The 12,490-nt window shown below is 60.0% G+C and carries 20 protein-coding genes and 1 tRNA gene; 8 read left to right on the forward strand and 13 right to left on the reverse strand.

Features of this window, described 5'->3' with window-relative positions; genetic code table 11:
* Positions 1-28 precede the first annotated feature (28 nt).
* A complete protein-coding gene (locus GDH07_RS26020; RefSeq protein ID WP_152899346.1) occupies positions 29-922 on the reverse strand; it encodes a DMT family transporter in 894 nt (297 codons plus the stop codon).
* A 132-nt stretch (positions 923-1,054) separates the two neighbouring features.
* Here GDH07_RS26020 and GDH07_RS26025 point away from each other — a divergent pair, with 132 nt between their 5' ends.
* Positions 1,055-1,492: an Lrp/AsnC family transcriptional regulator gene (locus GDH07_RS26025; RefSeq protein WP_152899347.1), complete on the forward strand. Its 438-nt coding sequence runs from the start codon at positions 1,055-1,057 to the stop codon at positions 1,490-1,492.
* Between the two features lie 83 nt (positions 1,493-1,575).
* On the opposite strand, the gene GDH07_RS26030 is transcribed toward GDH07_RS26025, so the two are convergent.
* A complete protein-coding gene (locus GDH07_RS26030; RefSeq protein WP_022639478.1) occupies positions 1,576-2,247 on the reverse strand; it encodes a Bax inhibitor-1/YccA family protein in 672 nt (223 codons plus the stop codon).
* A 123-nt stretch (positions 2,248-2,370) separates the two neighbouring features.
* Here GDH07_RS26030 and GDH07_RS26035 point away from each other — a divergent pair.
* Positions 2,371-2,458, forward strand: a tRNA-Ser gene (locus tag GDH07_RS26035).
* Between the two features lie 225 nt (positions 2,459-2,683).
* On the opposite strand, the gene GDH07_RS26040 is transcribed toward GDH07_RS26035, so the two are convergent.
* Together GDH07_RS26040 and GDH07_RS32395 are read right to left on the reverse strand one after the other, a co-directional pair.
* On the reverse strand, positions 2,684-3,121 hold the full coding sequence (locus GDH07_RS26040; RefSeq protein ID WP_152899348.1) for a hypothetical protein: 438 nt from the start codon (positions 3,119-3,121) through the stop codon (positions 2,684-2,686).
* A 132-nt stretch (positions 3,122-3,253) separates the two neighbouring features.
* The gene (locus tag GDH07_RS32395) at positions 3,254-3,406 is read right to left on the reverse strand and encodes a hypothetical protein (protein WP_178124120.1); all 153 of its coding nucleotides are present in this window, start codon (positions 3,404-3,406) and stop codon (positions 3,254-3,256) included.
* Positions 3,407-3,507: 101 nt separating this feature from the next.
* On the opposite strand from GDH07_RS32395, the gene GDH07_RS26045 reads away from it, so the two are divergent.
* The 3 genes from GDH07_RS26045 (at position 3,508) to GDH07_RS26055 (ending at position 5,016) form a co-directional block, all read left to right on the forward strand.
* Positions 3,508-3,702 (forward strand): hypothetical protein, encoded by a 195-nt coding sequence (locus tag GDH07_RS26045; RefSeq protein WP_152899349.1) that lies wholly within the window; start codon positions 3,508-3,510, stop codon positions 3,700-3,702.
* A gap of 102 nt (positions 3,703-3,804) precedes the next feature.
* Positions 3,805-4,359 carry a GNAT family N-acetyltransferase gene (locus GDH07_RS26050; protein WP_152899350.1) on the forward strand — a complete coding sequence of 185 codons (555 nt, stop codon included), beginning with the start codon at positions 3,805-3,807 and terminating at the stop codon, positions 4,357-4,359.
* Positions 4,360-4,671: 312 nt separating this feature from the next.
* Complete coding sequence (locus GDH07_RS26055) at positions 4,672-5,016, forward strand: hypothetical protein (RefSeq protein WP_085600293.1); 345 nt, start codon at positions 4,672-4,674, stop codon at positions 5,014-5,016.
* A gap of 60 nt (positions 5,017-5,076) precedes the next feature.
* Here GDH07_RS26055 and GDH07_RS26060 read toward each other — a convergent pair whose 3' ends face one another.
* On the reverse strand, positions 5,077-5,343 hold the full coding sequence (locus tag GDH07_RS26060; protein ID WP_246196040.1) for a hypothetical protein: 267 nt from the start codon (positions 5,341-5,343) through the stop codon (positions 5,077-5,079).
* A 72-nt stretch (positions 5,344-5,415) separates the two neighbouring features.
* Between GDH07_RS26060 and GDH07_RS26065 the strand changes: the two genes are divergently transcribed.
* Complete coding sequence (locus tag GDH07_RS26065; RefSeq protein WP_152899351.1) at positions 5,416-5,724, forward strand: hypothetical protein; 309 nt, start codon at positions 5,416-5,418, stop codon at positions 5,722-5,724.
* A gap of 285 nt (positions 5,725-6,009) precedes the next feature.
* On the opposite strand, the gene GDH07_RS26070 is transcribed toward GDH07_RS26065, so the two are convergent.
* The 6 genes from GDH07_RS26070 to GDH07_RS26090 all read right to left on the reverse strand — a co-directional run bounded on the left by GDH07_RS26070 (position 6,010) and on the right by GDH07_RS26090 (position 9,824).
* Positions 6,010-6,429 carry a hypothetical protein gene (locus GDH07_RS26070; RefSeq protein ID WP_053136495.1) on the reverse strand — a complete coding sequence of 140 codons (420 nt, stop codon included), beginning with the start codon at positions 6,427-6,429 and terminating at the stop codon, positions 6,010-6,012.
* Positions 6,430-6,578: 149 nt separating this feature from the next.
* The gene (locus GDH07_RS26075; protein WP_085600285.1) at positions 6,579-7,046 is read right to left on the reverse strand and encodes a hypothetical protein; all 468 of its coding nucleotides are present in this window, start codon (positions 7,044-7,046) and stop codon (positions 6,579-6,581) included.
* A gap of 162 nt (positions 7,047-7,208) precedes the next feature.
* Positions 7,209-7,346 carry a PA0050 family protein gene (locus GDH07_RS32595; protein WP_167334584.1) on the reverse strand — a complete coding sequence of 46 codons (138 nt, stop codon included), beginning with the start codon at positions 7,344-7,346 and terminating at the stop codon, positions 7,209-7,211.
* 58 nt (positions 7,347-7,404) lie between these two features.
* Entirely contained in the window at positions 7,405-7,551 is a 147-nt protein-coding gene (locus GDH07_RS26080) for a PA0050 family protein (RefSeq protein WP_124421344.1), read from the reverse strand.
* Between the two features lie 366 nt (positions 7,552-7,917).
* Positions 7,918-8,754: a bifunctional allantoicase/(S)-ureidoglycine aminohydrolase gene (locus GDH07_RS26085; RefSeq protein ID WP_022639570.1), complete on the reverse strand. Its 837-nt coding sequence runs from the start codon at positions 8,752-8,754 to the stop codon at positions 7,918-7,920.
* Between the two features lie 185 nt (positions 8,755-8,939).
* Entirely contained in the window at positions 8,940-9,824 is an 885-nt protein-coding gene (locus GDH07_RS26090) for a LysR family transcriptional regulator (RefSeq protein ID WP_022639572.1), read from the reverse strand.
* A 121-nt stretch (positions 9,825-9,945) separates the two neighbouring features.
* Here GDH07_RS26090 and GDH07_RS26095 point away from each other — a divergent pair, with 121 nt between their 5' ends.
* Entirely contained in the window at positions 9,946-10,203 is a 258-nt protein-coding gene (locus GDH07_RS26095) for a hypothetical protein (RefSeq protein ID WP_343038340.1), read from the forward strand.
* 64 nt (positions 10,204-10,267) lie between these two features.
* On the opposite strand, the gene GDH07_RS26100 is transcribed toward GDH07_RS26095, so the two are convergent.
* The gene (locus GDH07_RS26100) at positions 10,268-11,500 is read right to left on the reverse strand and encodes a TPM domain-containing protein (protein ID WP_152899352.1); all 1,233 of its coding nucleotides are present in this window, start codon (positions 11,498-11,500) and stop codon (positions 10,268-10,270) included.
* 123 nt (positions 11,501-11,623) lie between these two features.
* Between GDH07_RS26100 and GDH07_RS26105 the strand changes: the two genes are divergently transcribed.
* Positions 11,624-12,160, forward strand: coding sequence for a DinB family protein (locus GDH07_RS26105; RefSeq protein ID WP_152899353.1), 537 nt, complete (start codon positions 11,624-11,626; stop codon positions 12,158-12,160).
* Here the strand turns inward: GDH07_RS26105 and GDH07_RS26110 are convergent, their stop codons facing one another.
* Positions 12,161-12,472 carry a hypothetical protein gene (locus tag GDH07_RS26110; protein WP_053136512.1) on the reverse strand — a complete coding sequence of 104 codons (312 nt, stop codon included), beginning with the start codon at positions 12,470-12,472 and terminating at the stop codon, positions 12,161-12,163.
* Positions 12,473-12,490 lie beyond the last annotated feature (18 nt).

Consider the following 12,490-nt stretch of genomic DNA (forward strand, 5'->3'; position numbering starts at 1 on the left):
GGCCAGGTGCCGACCGGTGCAGGCCGGCTCACTGCACGGCGCTGCGGCGCAACCTAGGGCTCCAGCCCTGCTGCATGCCGGCGGCGGCGAGCAGGATCGCGCCGACCCCGAACCACTGCAGCCAGCCCAAGCGGTGACCGAACGCCAGCCAATCGACGAAGATCGCCGCGATCGGATAGATGAAGGACAAGGCCCCGGTCAACGCCGTGGGCAGCTTCTGGATCGCACCGTACAGCAGCACGTACATCAGTCCCGTATGGATGATGCCCAGCGCCAGCAGGCTGGCCCAGGCGCTGGCCTCCCGGGGTGGCGTGCCGAAGTTGGCCCAGGGCGCCAGCAGCAACACACCGGTGCAGACCTGGATCAGGGCGATCAGGTGCGGCGGGGTTCCGCTCAAGCGCTTGATCAGCAGAGCGGCGAAGGCGTACAACAAGGCAGCGCCCAGGGCCAGGCCGATCCCCAGCAGGTAATCGCCGCCCGCCTCCCCCTGCCCTTCATGGGCACTGACGATGGCCAGCATTCCGCCGAACGACAGGCACAGCCAGAATAATTTCTGCGCAGTGATTTTTTCTCCCAGGAACAACGCCCCCAGGCCCACCAGGAGGAACGGCTGGACGTTGTACACCGCGGTGCCGATGGCGATCGAGGCCCGGGAATAGGAGCCGAACAACAACACCCAGTTGCCGACGATGGCCGCACCGCTGACCACCGCCAGCAGCAGGACCCGTTGCGTGAGAATGTCCTTGCGCAGCAAGCCCAGGGCAGCGCAGACCAGCAGCAAGGTCGCGGCGCCGAACAGGCAACGCCAGAACACCACATCCAGCACCGGTTGCCCCGAGACCAGGACGAACCAGCCAATGGTTCCGGAAATCAGCATGGCGGCGCTCATTTCCAGCGATCCGCGACGAATCATTGCATCCATCATCAGGCTCCTTTATCGGTCGCCAGATTATCCGTAACTCAACTACAGCCTCACCAGAGAAAATCCTAGGCTAGACTCAGTCTTCGCCTTTTTTATCAAGGCAAGAAAGCCCATCTACCTAACGAGACTGCCATGCTGGATGCCATCGACCAGACGCTGATCAGCGCCCTGATGCAAGACTCCCGACGTTCACTCAAGGCCCTGGGGCAGATCAGCGGGCTGTCCGCTCCCAGCGTCGCCGAGCGCCTGCGCCGACTAGAGGAACGAGGGGTGATCAGCGCCTACACCCTGGAGGTCGACCCCCGGTTCCTGGGGTATCAATTGCAGGCCATCGTGCGCATCCGCCCCTTGCCGGGAAAACTGCAGGAAGTCGAACGGCAGATCCTGGCGATCCCCGAGTTCACCGAGTGCGACAAGGTCACCGGCGACGACTGCTTTTTCGCACGCCTGCAGGTGCGCTCCATGGAACAACTGGACAGCTTGCTGGACCGCCTCAATCAGTACGCCGAGACCAACACCTCGATCGTCAAGAAGTCACCGATCAAGCGTCGCCTGCCACCCATGGAGTGAACATCTGCCCTGCTCCGGCCAAGAAAATCCGGGCAATAAAAAAGCCCGCCGAAGCGGGCTTTTTCAAGGCTTGAAGCTGAGGATCAGTCGTCGCGGCTCATGATGCCGAACAGCTGCAGCAGGCTGACGAACAGGTTGTAGATCGATACATACAGGCTGATGGTAGCCATGATGTAGTTGCGCTCGCCGCCGTGGATGATGGCGCTGGTCTGGAACAGGATGCACACCGAGGAGAACAGCACGAAGCCGGCGCTGATTGCCAGTTGCAGGCCGCTGATCTGGAAGAACAGGCTGGCCAGCACAGCGCCCATCAGGACGAAGAAACCGGCGGTGATGAAACCACCCAGGAAGCTCATGTCCTTGCGGGTGATCAGCACGTAGGCCGACAGGCCGCCGAACACCAGTGCGGTCATGGCGAAGGCCGAGCTGACCACTTCAGCGCCGCCCTGCATGCCCAGGTAACGGTTGAGGATCGGGCCCAGCAAAAAGCCCATGAAACCGGTCAGGGCGAAAGTCGAGACCAGGCCCCAGACCGAGTCACGGAGTTTGCTGGTGAGGAAGAACAGACCGTAGAAACCGATCAGTACGACGAAGACGTTCGGGTAACCGACGCGCATCTGTTGTGCGACGTAGGCCATGATTCCGCTGAAAGCGAGGGTCAGGGCCAGCAAGCCATAAGTGTTGCGCAGGACGCGGCTAACCTCTAGCTGCTCGGCCTGCACGCCGTTGTTAACTGCGTAATCCTGTTCGCGCATGGCGACACTCCTGTTGGTTGAAACATTTAGTGGCAAGGATGATAACAGAGGCGCTGTAGCGCGCGACGCAGAGAGTTTGACAGTGTGTTTCATTCGGGTATTATGGCGCCCGCAATGCGATCTGGAGGTGTGGCCGAGTGGTTTAAGGCAGCGGTCTTGAAAACCGCCGACTGTAACAGGTCCTAGAGTTCGAATCTCTACGCCTCCGCCAAATCTCTACGATAAAGCCCTGATTATTCAGGGCTTTTTTGTTTCTGGCATTCAGCCTTGGCGTCATGCCACACAAAGAACTCCATAACTGGCCCTCTTTCTCCTCCTATTACCCAGGCCGTCATAGGCCTGCTCACACATACACCCTGCCCCGGCTTTGATCAGCAAGCGCCCCCTCACAAGACGTAAAAAAGAAAAGGCACCCGAAGGTGCCCTCTTACGCCATTCACGGCTGGAATCGAGTGCCGCAAGCGTGGCATAGCCAAGTGCGGCGCCACTCTTCGTATTCATCATATTGCTTAATGTTGTATCGACAGTGCCGGACGAACCCGATCACACCAATGGCTATGAACGTCACGCCGATGAAGAACCTGGTCCAGTCCACTTCCCATGATAGTTTCAGACCGTCGTACAAGATGATAGCGCCCACCCCAGTAAGGATTACCGGACCAAGCAGGCGTTTAGCCCCTGGAGGGGCGACGCTTGCAGCCAAATGGGTCTGATGACGGCCTGTGGTTTCTACAGTCACGCTGGGGCCGAATCCGGATTGGGATTGCGCCTGATGGGTCGCTTGTATGTGAGAGGTGCCAGCAGCATGGATGACGGACAGAAGCTGGACGTTTTGACCTTGGCATTGCGGACAGCAGATGGCGTTGGTGCTCACCACGTAATCATTCCTTTGAAAGGCGGGAAAGGGCCATCCTAAGGCAATGTGAATCTTCTATGTATCTGAAATCCAAGAGACATTTGGCATGCTCCAGATGCCAAAAGCCCAGCGCGGGGCCGGGCTTCTACGTCACTGCCGACGGGCATCTAGTATGGTTGCGCCTGGATACTTCTCCAGGATCTTGCGTTCCGCATCCCGCTGGTCGCTACCATTCTGGAGCACATTACTCATGCCACTGCCGCTCTTGGTCTTAAGCTTGAACACGAACGTTACCACAGCCATATCGCAACTCCTTTGCTAGTAAACGCACGGAATCTACCATCCACCTTGTGCACCCATCCATCCTGGACGCAAAGCCCTCCCCCATTCAGCAAGAGCCTGTAATGTCCACAATGATCACAATTAAGATGGGGGTCATCTCCATGTTGAATGAAGACCTGGATAAGGCTACCAACCCCGCAGGCACCACAGCCATTACGGTATCTAGTAACGCAGCAAAGGCAGAGTTCAGGGCTTTACTGACTCAACGGGATGAATTCAAGGCGCGAACATCGACCCTGATCGGAGAACTGCAGTGACATCGGGATGGTATAGGCATCTAGTTCACGTCCAAGCCCGGCCAAACGCCGGTTTTTTTCATGTCCAGGAGCAACGATGTTTGCCCACAGGAACAGCTGGCAATGATTGAGTTTCCAACCCTTCTTACAAAACGCCTACACCTGCGAGAGCTGACAAAAAACGATGCACCGACCTTGCTAGAAATCCATAGTGATGCAGATGCCATGAAGTGGTTCGGCTCTGATCCCATCGCTCACATTGAGCAAGCAGAGCAGCTTGTTGAGCTATTCAATAGCTGGCGTGCAGCACCCAACCCGGGCATTCGCTGGGGCCTGGAGGACCTCTCCCAGGGGAAGCTGATTGGGACCTGCGGACTGTTCAAGTGGAACCGCTCATGGAGGAGCTGTTCGATCGGCTTTGAACTGGCTCAATCAGCTCAGGGGAAAGGCTTCATGAGTGAAGCGATCAGACCATGCATTGATTGGGGTATCGCACACATGGATCTGAACAGGATAGAGGCGCTCGCTCATCCCAAGAACGTACCGTCATTGAATCTGCTTGAGCGCATGGGTTTCGTGCGTGAAGGCGTTCTTCGCAAAGCCGGGTACTGGGGAAGTACATATCACGATCTAGTGCAGTATTCGCTGTTGAGAGAGGACCTCATGGACCCATCCTGATCGTCACAGCCTTGCAGCTCGCGCGCACTCATCCCTAAGCTTCCCATGTGGTTGCCCCTACACTCTCCAACCCCCCACATCAAGGGTGCGGAGATTCGCCGAGGCGATTGCCCAGGTCGGGAAGCTGGAGAAAGCACACCTGAGGCGAGCGTTCCACTCCAGCGCGCCAGGGGTCCGCATGCCCACAAGCACCGCAGCCAGCGGCGAACGCCAGATGCACAAAGCCCAGTGCAGTGCTGGTCTTTGTGTTGCTGTAAACCTGATGCTAAATGGATACTTGCCTCCCTCTGTATACGCAAAGGAATTGCCGTCATGCCCTCACTGAGCCGAGGAGTTCTTGCTCTCATCTTTCTGCTGGCGTCAGCTTCTGGCGCTGCCAATGACGAAATCTCCCAGGAATGGGCACATCTGATAAAAGCAGATTTCCAAGACGGTTGTGTGAATCGATTGGATCAGTACCTAACCACCTTTGGAAGCAACGGCGTACGCTTCGGCGCATGGCTTGTGCAGACCTGCGAAGGCAACTTTGAGTATGGCGCGAGTTACTATCCACTCAACGTGCGTACCGAAAATAAACGAATAGGGGTCAGGCAGACACAGAAGCTGCCCCCGCTGACACCGGTGCAGTTGCAAGGAATGTACTCTTTGAAGGGATAACGCGGCTTGAAGGAAGATTTCTCTCCCAGCTTGAGATGGCCATTTTTCCAGCGGCCTCCGCTACGCCATGTTTGCCGAGTAGCTTGCCAGCTGCCGCCAGTAGCTCACGATGACTTCCGGCCAGTAGCCACCATAGGTGTCGCGTTCGCTGGCATGGCCATAAAGATGGTGCAGGATGGAGCCAGGCGCAGGGTAATGTTCCGGCTCGCTCTTGAGCACGCCATCGGCCAGATAGACTCCCGTGTAGTTGGGCAGCGGCGAGCGAACCGGCAACATCACATCGCCCTGGCGCAGGTCCCCTACCCGCTCGAAACCGGCCTGGGGCAAGTACTCCAGGTAGAGTTTGCCACCCCTGCCCCAGCTATCTCGAATCCCCAATAAGTAGAGTGAAGGTCAAGTATGAGGTTCTTGTTTTTTGTGATGATTTCTCTTGCAGCTGCAGTTTCATCGGGCTGTGCAAGCAAACAGAGCGAGGAGTATCAAAAAGAAGTCGATGCGGTGCCGATGCCCAGAACCGAAACGGAACGTTTGGAGCAATGCAGGTACTTCAATTCAAGAATATTGTCGGTTTCGCTTGAATCCGCTCGCAAGCAACAAGAACAGCTAATGCCATCCATGCAGGGCTTTTCCCAAATGCCCTTTGCTAAACGAATAGCGGCAATGAACTGTTCCAAGAAGGACACAGCACTTTACCCCGAGGGCTTTTGAACCACCCTGGGCCTACTGAAATATGCCCTTCTCACAACAACGGCCCCAAGCAACAAAAAAGCCCGGTACGCAACCGGGCTTTCCTCAAGATGCCGCGCTGAAGCCACTGAACCAGCCATCACCAAGACTGCATATGCCAGCGTTCGGACATCGGCTCGGGCGCTGCCCCTGAACGATGGTCCTGCTGGGGTTAGCCTTCGATCCTGATGTACGGATCAAACCTGATCGCACTCTTCTCATCCAGCAACAACTCGACCTTTCCGGTCCCTGTTCTGCCACTGGATATCAATATGCCCCAGGGAAACGGGCTTGCAATTCAGCATAGGCTTCTTCGAGAGCGCCTGCGGAGTAGTTGAAGAAGTTCACGAAACCCTCTTCTGAAAATACAAAGGACTCCATGCTGAACAACAAGGAAGGTTTCTCACTGTAGAAGCACTTCAAGACCCTGTAGTCATGATTGAAGTGATTCAACACGGCAATGCGCTGCGCATCGTCCACCGTCCGCCCGGCGGCTACGGCGAAGTTGATCGCGACATAACCATCGTCGAGGGTACTGAGATTGACGCCATAGACAATCTTGTTAGCGCCCTCAAAGAAAACCGATCGCTCATTCTCATTGACCAGTGCATAGCCCAGTTCCTGCACAACCTCCTTTACAAACTGCTTCCTGCTTTGCAGATCAACCGTCATGAACCGATCAGACATAAGACCATCCCTTGAAAAAGGCCGCAGCCTAGCAAAATACCGATCTTGTTGCGTTGCTCTAGCAGTCTCGGCACCTGGCTATGCGCCTCCTTCAAAACACTTGCTGGTGAAGCCGGATCAGGTTGACTCGTTGGAACAGGCGGTCCGCCTTACGCATCTGGCTCACTCAAATGGAGGTGTGCGGCGCGGCACAGCAGCTGCTTGAGCCGATCACGATGGGTGTCCAGCAACTGCAACAGCCAGGTTTCCTGCTCCGGCTCGGATGCGTCGATCCACCGATCCAGCTCCGCCATCGAAGCCTCGTCGGCCCAGTGATCCATGCCAAAGACATAGCGCTCCCGCCAGCAATCGCAATCCAGCGCCAGCAGGTTGTCACGCATCGCTTGCTGCCGAGGATGTGGCGTCGCTTCAAAATAGGTCCAGGCACCGGAACGAACCGATTGGGCGAACCAGGTCAGGGCTTCCAGATAGACGAACAGCGGCGCCGGCAGACCCAGATCCGGCTGGTCGGGAGCCGGTGCGGCCGCCTCCATATGCGCACCGAGCATGGCCATCGCCTCGTAGCTGCGGCTGTCGATCAACTGGTCGACATAGGCCGTGCCATAAACAGCTGTCACCGGGTTGCTCCTTGCTTTGGCGGGGGAAAATCGAAGGGCGCTATTGTCGCTGAACGCTGGGTGGCCTTCCAGCAACCGTGATTGGCCGGGATCTCTCGCAACCCACCACAGTCTTCCCGGCGTGCGGGCCCGGCACCGGCCGGACCCGCCAGGCAAGTTACCTCATGGGCACTCGCAGGTAGACGGGCCAAATACCGGGCCGCTGCATGGATCCTTGGACGGACCGAACACCGGGCACGAAGCTTGGGCAGTCAGGGAGAAACCGCATAGCAGCAATGCCGCCAACAACATTTTCTTCATTCAAGACCTCCTGGTCAGTCACACAAGATTCCACCGTCCTGGTCGGAGTGCGATTCAGTCATGGGCATTCGCACAGTGTAGGAGTCGGACCGAGCACGGCTTTCGAGCACGGATCATCCCAGGGTCCCAATACCGCGCAACCCGCTTGCGCGGTCATCGAGAACATCCAGAGCAGCAGCGAAGCCGCCAGAAATTTCATTTTCAACATGACCTCCTTGGTCGAGACATCGATAACGGTCCGTGTCCTTTTGCGTAGTTGAACGCCCCTCTACCTGGGGCAGGACACCTGCTCCCACATGACGTGAAGTGGACCACCCGGCACGGCGCCAGGCCCGACACAGCAAAGACCAGGCTCATCCATCACGCCAGTGCGACACACTGTCGCGCCACCCTGGAATGTTCCAGCACTGCTGGCGCCAGCCGCTCTGGCGTCGGCATCCACGGCCAGGTGATGCGGCCCAGCAGGCGAAGCGCTTTTCCCGGGGCAAAAGAAAACCGGCGATCGCTCGCCGGTCTGGTGCGGAACCTGGACAGCCAGGGCAGCAGTCGATCGCTGCCCTGGCCCTGTGCATCAATGCGGCGCGTTCAGGGTCAGGCGCATCTGGCGGTTCACATCCTTGTACAGCAGGTAGCGGAAACGACCCGGGCCGCCGGAGTAGCAGGCCTGCGGGCAGAACGCACGCAACCACATGAAATCACCAGCCTCGACCTCGACCCAATCCTGGTTCAGGCGATACACCGCCTTGCCTTCCAGCACATAGAGACCGTGTTCCATGACATGGGTCTCGGCGAACGGAATCACGCCGCCCGGCTCGAAGTTGACGATGTTGACGTGCATGTCATGGCGCATGTCGCTCATGTCGACGAAGCGGGTGGTGCTCCAGCGACCTTCGGTGTCGGGCATCACCCGTGGCTCGATGTCTTGCTCGTTGGTGACGAAAGCCTCCGGGTACGGCACGCCATCGACCTTCTGGTAATGCTTGCGAATCCAGTGGAAACGCGCTTCGGTGCCGCTGGTGTTGCGCAGCTTCCAATCGGCGGCCGGCGGAATGAAGGCATAGCCCCCTGGCGTGAGCACGTGTTGCTGGCCTTGCAGGGTCAGGTTCACCTCACCCTCGACGACGAACAGCACCGCCTCGGCGTTGGGGTCCTGCTCGGGCTTGTCGCTGCCGCCGTTGGGGCCGACTTCGACGATGTACTGAGAGAAGGTTTCAGCGAAACCCGACAGCGGGCGGGCGATGACCCACATGCGCATGTTGTCCCAGTGGGGCAAGTGGCTGGTGACGATATCGCGCATCACGCCCTTGGGGATCACCGCGTAGGCTTCAGTGAACATCGCACGGTCGGTGAGCAGCTCGGTCTGGGCCGGGTGCCCGCCATGCGGCGCGTAGTAAGTGGACTTGGACATGGAGACTCTCCTCATTGTTGTTTTGCTGCCCCGCCCGTCACGGCAGGCAGGGTGAACAAAGCCTGGGCCCGGTACGTCAACGGCGTGGCGTGGGCCGCCATGGGCACCACGATATCCAGCCGCCTCTTCATGCACAAATTAAATACTGAAATAGGTGACATTCATTTATCGAATATCTAACAAGCTTATCCGCGCGTGTCCTGGGCCAGTACCCGGGACAGCACCCGAGCCAGCTCCTTGACCATGGGATCGGCCGCCGGGCGGTGCAGCAATGCCACCTCGAACACATCCACCGCCGGTAGTCCGCTGGCCTTGGCCAGCACCTGGTGCTCCGCCGTCACCGCCCGCAGCGGCAGCAGGCCGATGCCCATGCCATCGGCGATGGCCGATTGCAGGCCACTGAGGCTGGAACTGGTGAAACTGATATGCCAACGCCGACCGATGCCTTCCAGGGCGCTGATCATTTCATCGCGGTACACCCCCCTGGGCGGGAAAGTCACGATGGGCAGCGGGTCCAGGTCGATACAGGGGTTCCTGGCGCTGTCCACCCAACGGGTCTTTTCCGGCCAGCAGGCCTGCGCCTCGCGGCTGCTCCGGCGTTGCTTGAGCAACACCAGGTCGAGCTCGCCACGGTCGTAACTGGCGCTCAAGTCACGACTCATGCCGCTGGTGACCTCCAGCTTGACCTGCGGATAGCGCCGATTGAAGGCCGCCAGCTGTTCGGTGGTCCGCCCGGTGGCGAAGTCATCCGGCACGCCGATACGCACCGTCAGCGCCACCGTGGCCCCGGACAGCGCCTCGAGCATTTCGTCGTTCAGCGCCAGCAGGCGCCGGGCATAACCCAGCAGCGTCTCGCCGGCATCGGTGGGCAGCACATCGCGGTTGCCGCGCTCGAGCAAGCGATGCCCGGCCATTTCTTCCAGGCGGCGAATCTTCTGGCTGACGGTGGACTGGGTGGAATGCAGGCGCGTGGCCGCGGTGGTGAAACTACCGCAGTCGGCCACCGTGACTATGGCTCGCAGCAGGTCGAGGTCGAACAGGCGGCTAGTGGATTTCTCGATGTCGCTCATGGGCTCATCTGTTTTCTGAATGCGTGGGCTCTTTCTACCGGTTCCCGCATCAGGAAACAAACGCCCTGGCACCTGGCGAACACCCCCCCGGCTATCGCAAAAGCAGAACATGTATCAATATGTGACAGCGCTAGATGAAGCGCCAGCCCATTCGATCCCCGGTCCGGACCTGGAGTTGCTGAACATGAAGTTGAACTGCATCAGAGTGCTATTGATTGGCGCCGCCTTGCTGCTCGGTGCCTGCTCCAGCGCCACCCACCATTCCTGCTACTCGGATGCCTGCCGGCTCGGCGGCGGCATGGCCAGGCTCAACGTCAATGGCAACGCGGCCCTGGGCAACAGCTTCAACCAGTACGGCGCCAGCCTGCTACACGACTGAAGCAGCCGGGCCTTGGCCTATCAGCCTGGGCCCATTCCCTATGGCCGGTGCCCAGGCATGAGGCTCACCAGCTGCCCGAAGCCCCGCCACCACCACTGGAGCCCCCTCCCCCGGAAAATCCCCCGCCCGAGCCAGATGATCCCCCACCGCTGCTGCCGGAGCCGCTGCTCCAACGCACGCTCAGGCCGTTGACGAACAACATGACCCCCAGGAAATAACCGAACGGCAGCGCCTTCCACCAGTGTTCCAGCGCCTCCCAGGCCCCCACGGTCGAGCCCAGCAAGAACGTCAGCGACAACAGCACCGCCACGCGCCAGGCAAAGCCCCTGGGGCTCTTCTTCCAGCGGGCATGCATCATGGCGCAGAGCAGCCAGTGCAGGCCGATCACCAGCAGCGCCGCCCCAGGCCAGGCCAGGCCGTAGAGGAAGGTCGAACTGCCCAGGTACTGACTGACGAGGGTCAGCAGCGCGATGTACAACAACAGCCCCAGTACACCGTAGAACACCCGCCGCGCCTGCCACAGCCCGGCGAACGTGGCGCCCCCCACCAACATGCACAGCGGCACCATCAGCAGTTGCACCGGCCATTGCGTGCCACCGGCAGCCCCCACCAATAACGCCGTGAGCAACACCAGGCCCGCCAGCACGCGGCGCCAGGCCCAGCCGGCAGCCAGCATCACCCCGGCTACCGAGCCACAGACGAACGCCAGCAGCAACGCGTAGGCCTCGGGCGGAATGCTCAAGGGTTCGGGCTCGGACGGCTCGTCGTCGACCATCGGCATCTGCCCTCCGTCCACCAGCACGATCAGGTCATCCAGGGCGCGCTCGATCCCGCCGGCAAAGTCGCCCCGGGCGAAGGCCGGGACCAGGTCGCGGGCGATGATCTGCCCGGCCAGCAAGTCAGTGACCTGCCCCTCCAGGCCATACCCGACCTCGATGCGCACCTGGCGATCGTTCTTGGCCACCAACAGCAAGATGCCGTCGTCCTGCCCCTTGCGCCCCAGCTTCCAGGCACGGAACAGCTGGTTGCCCAGGGCCTCGATGCTCTGCTGGCCGAGATTGGGCACCAGCATCAGCGCGACCTGTGCTCCCCGGCGCTGCTCCAGGGCAGCCAGCTTGCGCTCCAGGCGTTGCTGGGTCGCGGCATCCAGGGTAGCCGCAAGATCGATGACCCGGCGGTCCAGGGCCACCTTTACCAGGCCCGGAACGCCAGGTTCGGCGAACACCGTCGACGGCAAGCAAGCCAACAGCAATGCCAGCCAGAAGATCCGTCCATGTCGCTGGAACAGCTCGACCATCCTTTTCCACCACTTGTAATGCCCTGCGAAGGGACGGACTTTAACACCCCGAGCGCCGGTCCTTGCCTCAGGGCCGGCAGCCTTGCCAAGCTGTCCCGTGCCTGATGAAAACAAGGAGCGGCCATGAACCGTATCGAACACCTGGGCCTGATGGCCCGCTACAACCAGTGGATGAATGCCAATCTGTACCAGGCCGCCATGGGCCTTGCCGACGAACAACTCGTCCTGGACCGGCAAGCCTTCTTCGGCTCGATCCTCGGCACCCTCAATCACCTGCTGGCTGGCGATACTATCTGGCTCAAGCGCTTTGCCCGGCACCCAGGCCAGCATCCGGCCCTGGCACCACTGCAGCAGGTGGCGACCCCGCAAGACCTCAAGAGCCTGCTGTATCCGGATATCCGCGCGCTCTGGCAGCAACGCCAGTGGCTGGACCAGCTCATCCTCGACTTCAGCCAGTCCCTGGTCGAGACCGACCTGGATCACGACCTGCCCTACAGCAACACCCGGGGCATCGCCGCCGAACGCAACTTCCATGCCTTGCTGGTACATTTTTTCAATCACCAGACCCACCACCGTGGCCAGGCCACCACCCTGCTGACCCAGGCCGGGGTGGATGTGGGCGCCACCGACCTGCTGATGCTGATTCCCGAGGCGAGCTGATCAGGCAGCAGCCCAGCGTTGGCGTAGCCGCGGCAAGCCCTTTTCGCGCCAGAACTGCGGGGAAATCCCCCCGCTGGACATGCCGCCATGGGCGAAGGCCTCGACGAAGAAATGCTCCTGGGCATCCAGGCCCCTGCCGGTCAGTCGCTCGAAGGCCTGGGCGAGGACGAGGTCCAGGTGCTCCAGGCTGTCGGGCCAGGGGGTGCGGCCCAGCTCTACCGCCATCGCCCGCCACAGATACGGGTCGCCACGCAGCCCCCAGGTCCGTGGTTCTTCGGCGAACAGCAGGTCAAGGGTACGGGGCTGCGGCATGGAAACTCCTGGGGGCGA

Origin of the sequence: Pseudomonas piscis, assembly GCF_009380155.1 — a bacterium.
Lineage (GTDB): Bacteria > Pseudomonadota > Gammaproteobacteria > Pseudomonadales > Pseudomonadaceae > Aquipseudomonas > Aquipseudomonas piscis.

Excerpts from the sequence above, each read along its gene's own strand:
- GDH07_RS26020 (WP_152899346.1), bottom strand. The coding sequence starts at position 922 with ATGGATGCAATGATTCGTCGCGGATCGCTGGAAATGAGCGCCGCCATG.
- GDH07_RS26025 (WP_152899347.1), top strand. The coding sequence starts at position 1,055 with ATGCTGGATGCCATCGACCAGACGCTGATCAGCGCCCTGATGCAAGAC.
- GDH07_RS26030 (WP_022639478.1), bottom strand. The coding sequence starts at position 2,247 with ATGCGCGAACAGGATTACGCAGTTAACAACGGCGTGCAGGCCGAGCAG.
- GDH07_RS32395 (WP_178124120.1), bottom strand. The coding sequence starts at position 3,406 with ATGGCTGTGGTAACGTTCGTGTTCAAGCTTAAGACCAAGAGCGGCAGT.
- GDH07_RS26045 (WP_152899349.1), top strand. The coding sequence starts at position 3,508 with ATGTCCACAATGATCACAATTAAGATGGGGGTCATCTCCATGTTGAAT.
- GDH07_RS26050 (WP_152899350.1), top strand. The coding sequence starts at position 3,805 with ATGATTGAGTTTCCAACCCTTCTTACAAAACGCCTACACCTGCGAGAG.
- GDH07_RS26055 (WP_085600293.1), top strand. The coding sequence starts at position 4,672 with ATGCCCTCACTGAGCCGAGGAGTTCTTGCTCTCATCTTTCTGCTGGCG.
- GDH07_RS26065 (WP_152899351.1), top strand. The coding sequence starts at position 5,416 with ATGAGGTTCTTGTTTTTTGTGATGATTTCTCTTGCAGCTGCAGTTTCA.
- GDH07_RS26070 (WP_053136495.1), bottom strand. The coding sequence starts at position 6,429 with ATGTCTGATCGGTTCATGACGGTTGATCTGCAAAGCAGGAAGCAGTTT.
- GDH07_RS32595 (WP_167334584.1), bottom strand. The coding sequence starts at position 7,346 with ATGAAGAAAATGTTGTTGGCGGCATTGCTGCTATGCGGTTTCTCCCTG.
- GDH07_RS26085 (WP_022639570.1), bottom strand. The coding sequence starts at position 8,754 with ATGTCCAAGTCCACTTACTACGCGCCGCATGGCGGGCACCCGGCCCAG.
- GDH07_RS26090 (WP_022639572.1), bottom strand. The coding sequence starts at position 9,824 with ATGAGCGACATCGAGAAATCCACTAGCCGCCTGTTCGACCTCGACCTG.
- GDH07_RS26100 (WP_152899352.1), bottom strand. The coding sequence starts at position 11,500 with ATGGTCGAGCTGTTCCAGCGACATGGACGGATCTTCTGGCTGGCATTG.
- GDH07_RS26105 (WP_152899353.1), top strand. The coding sequence starts at position 11,624 with ATGAACCGTATCGAACACCTGGGCCTGATGGCCCGCTACAACCAGTGG.
- GDH07_RS26110 (WP_053136512.1), bottom strand. The coding sequence starts at position 12,472 with ATGCCGCAGCCCCGTACCCTTGACCTGCTGTTCGCCGAAGAACCACGG.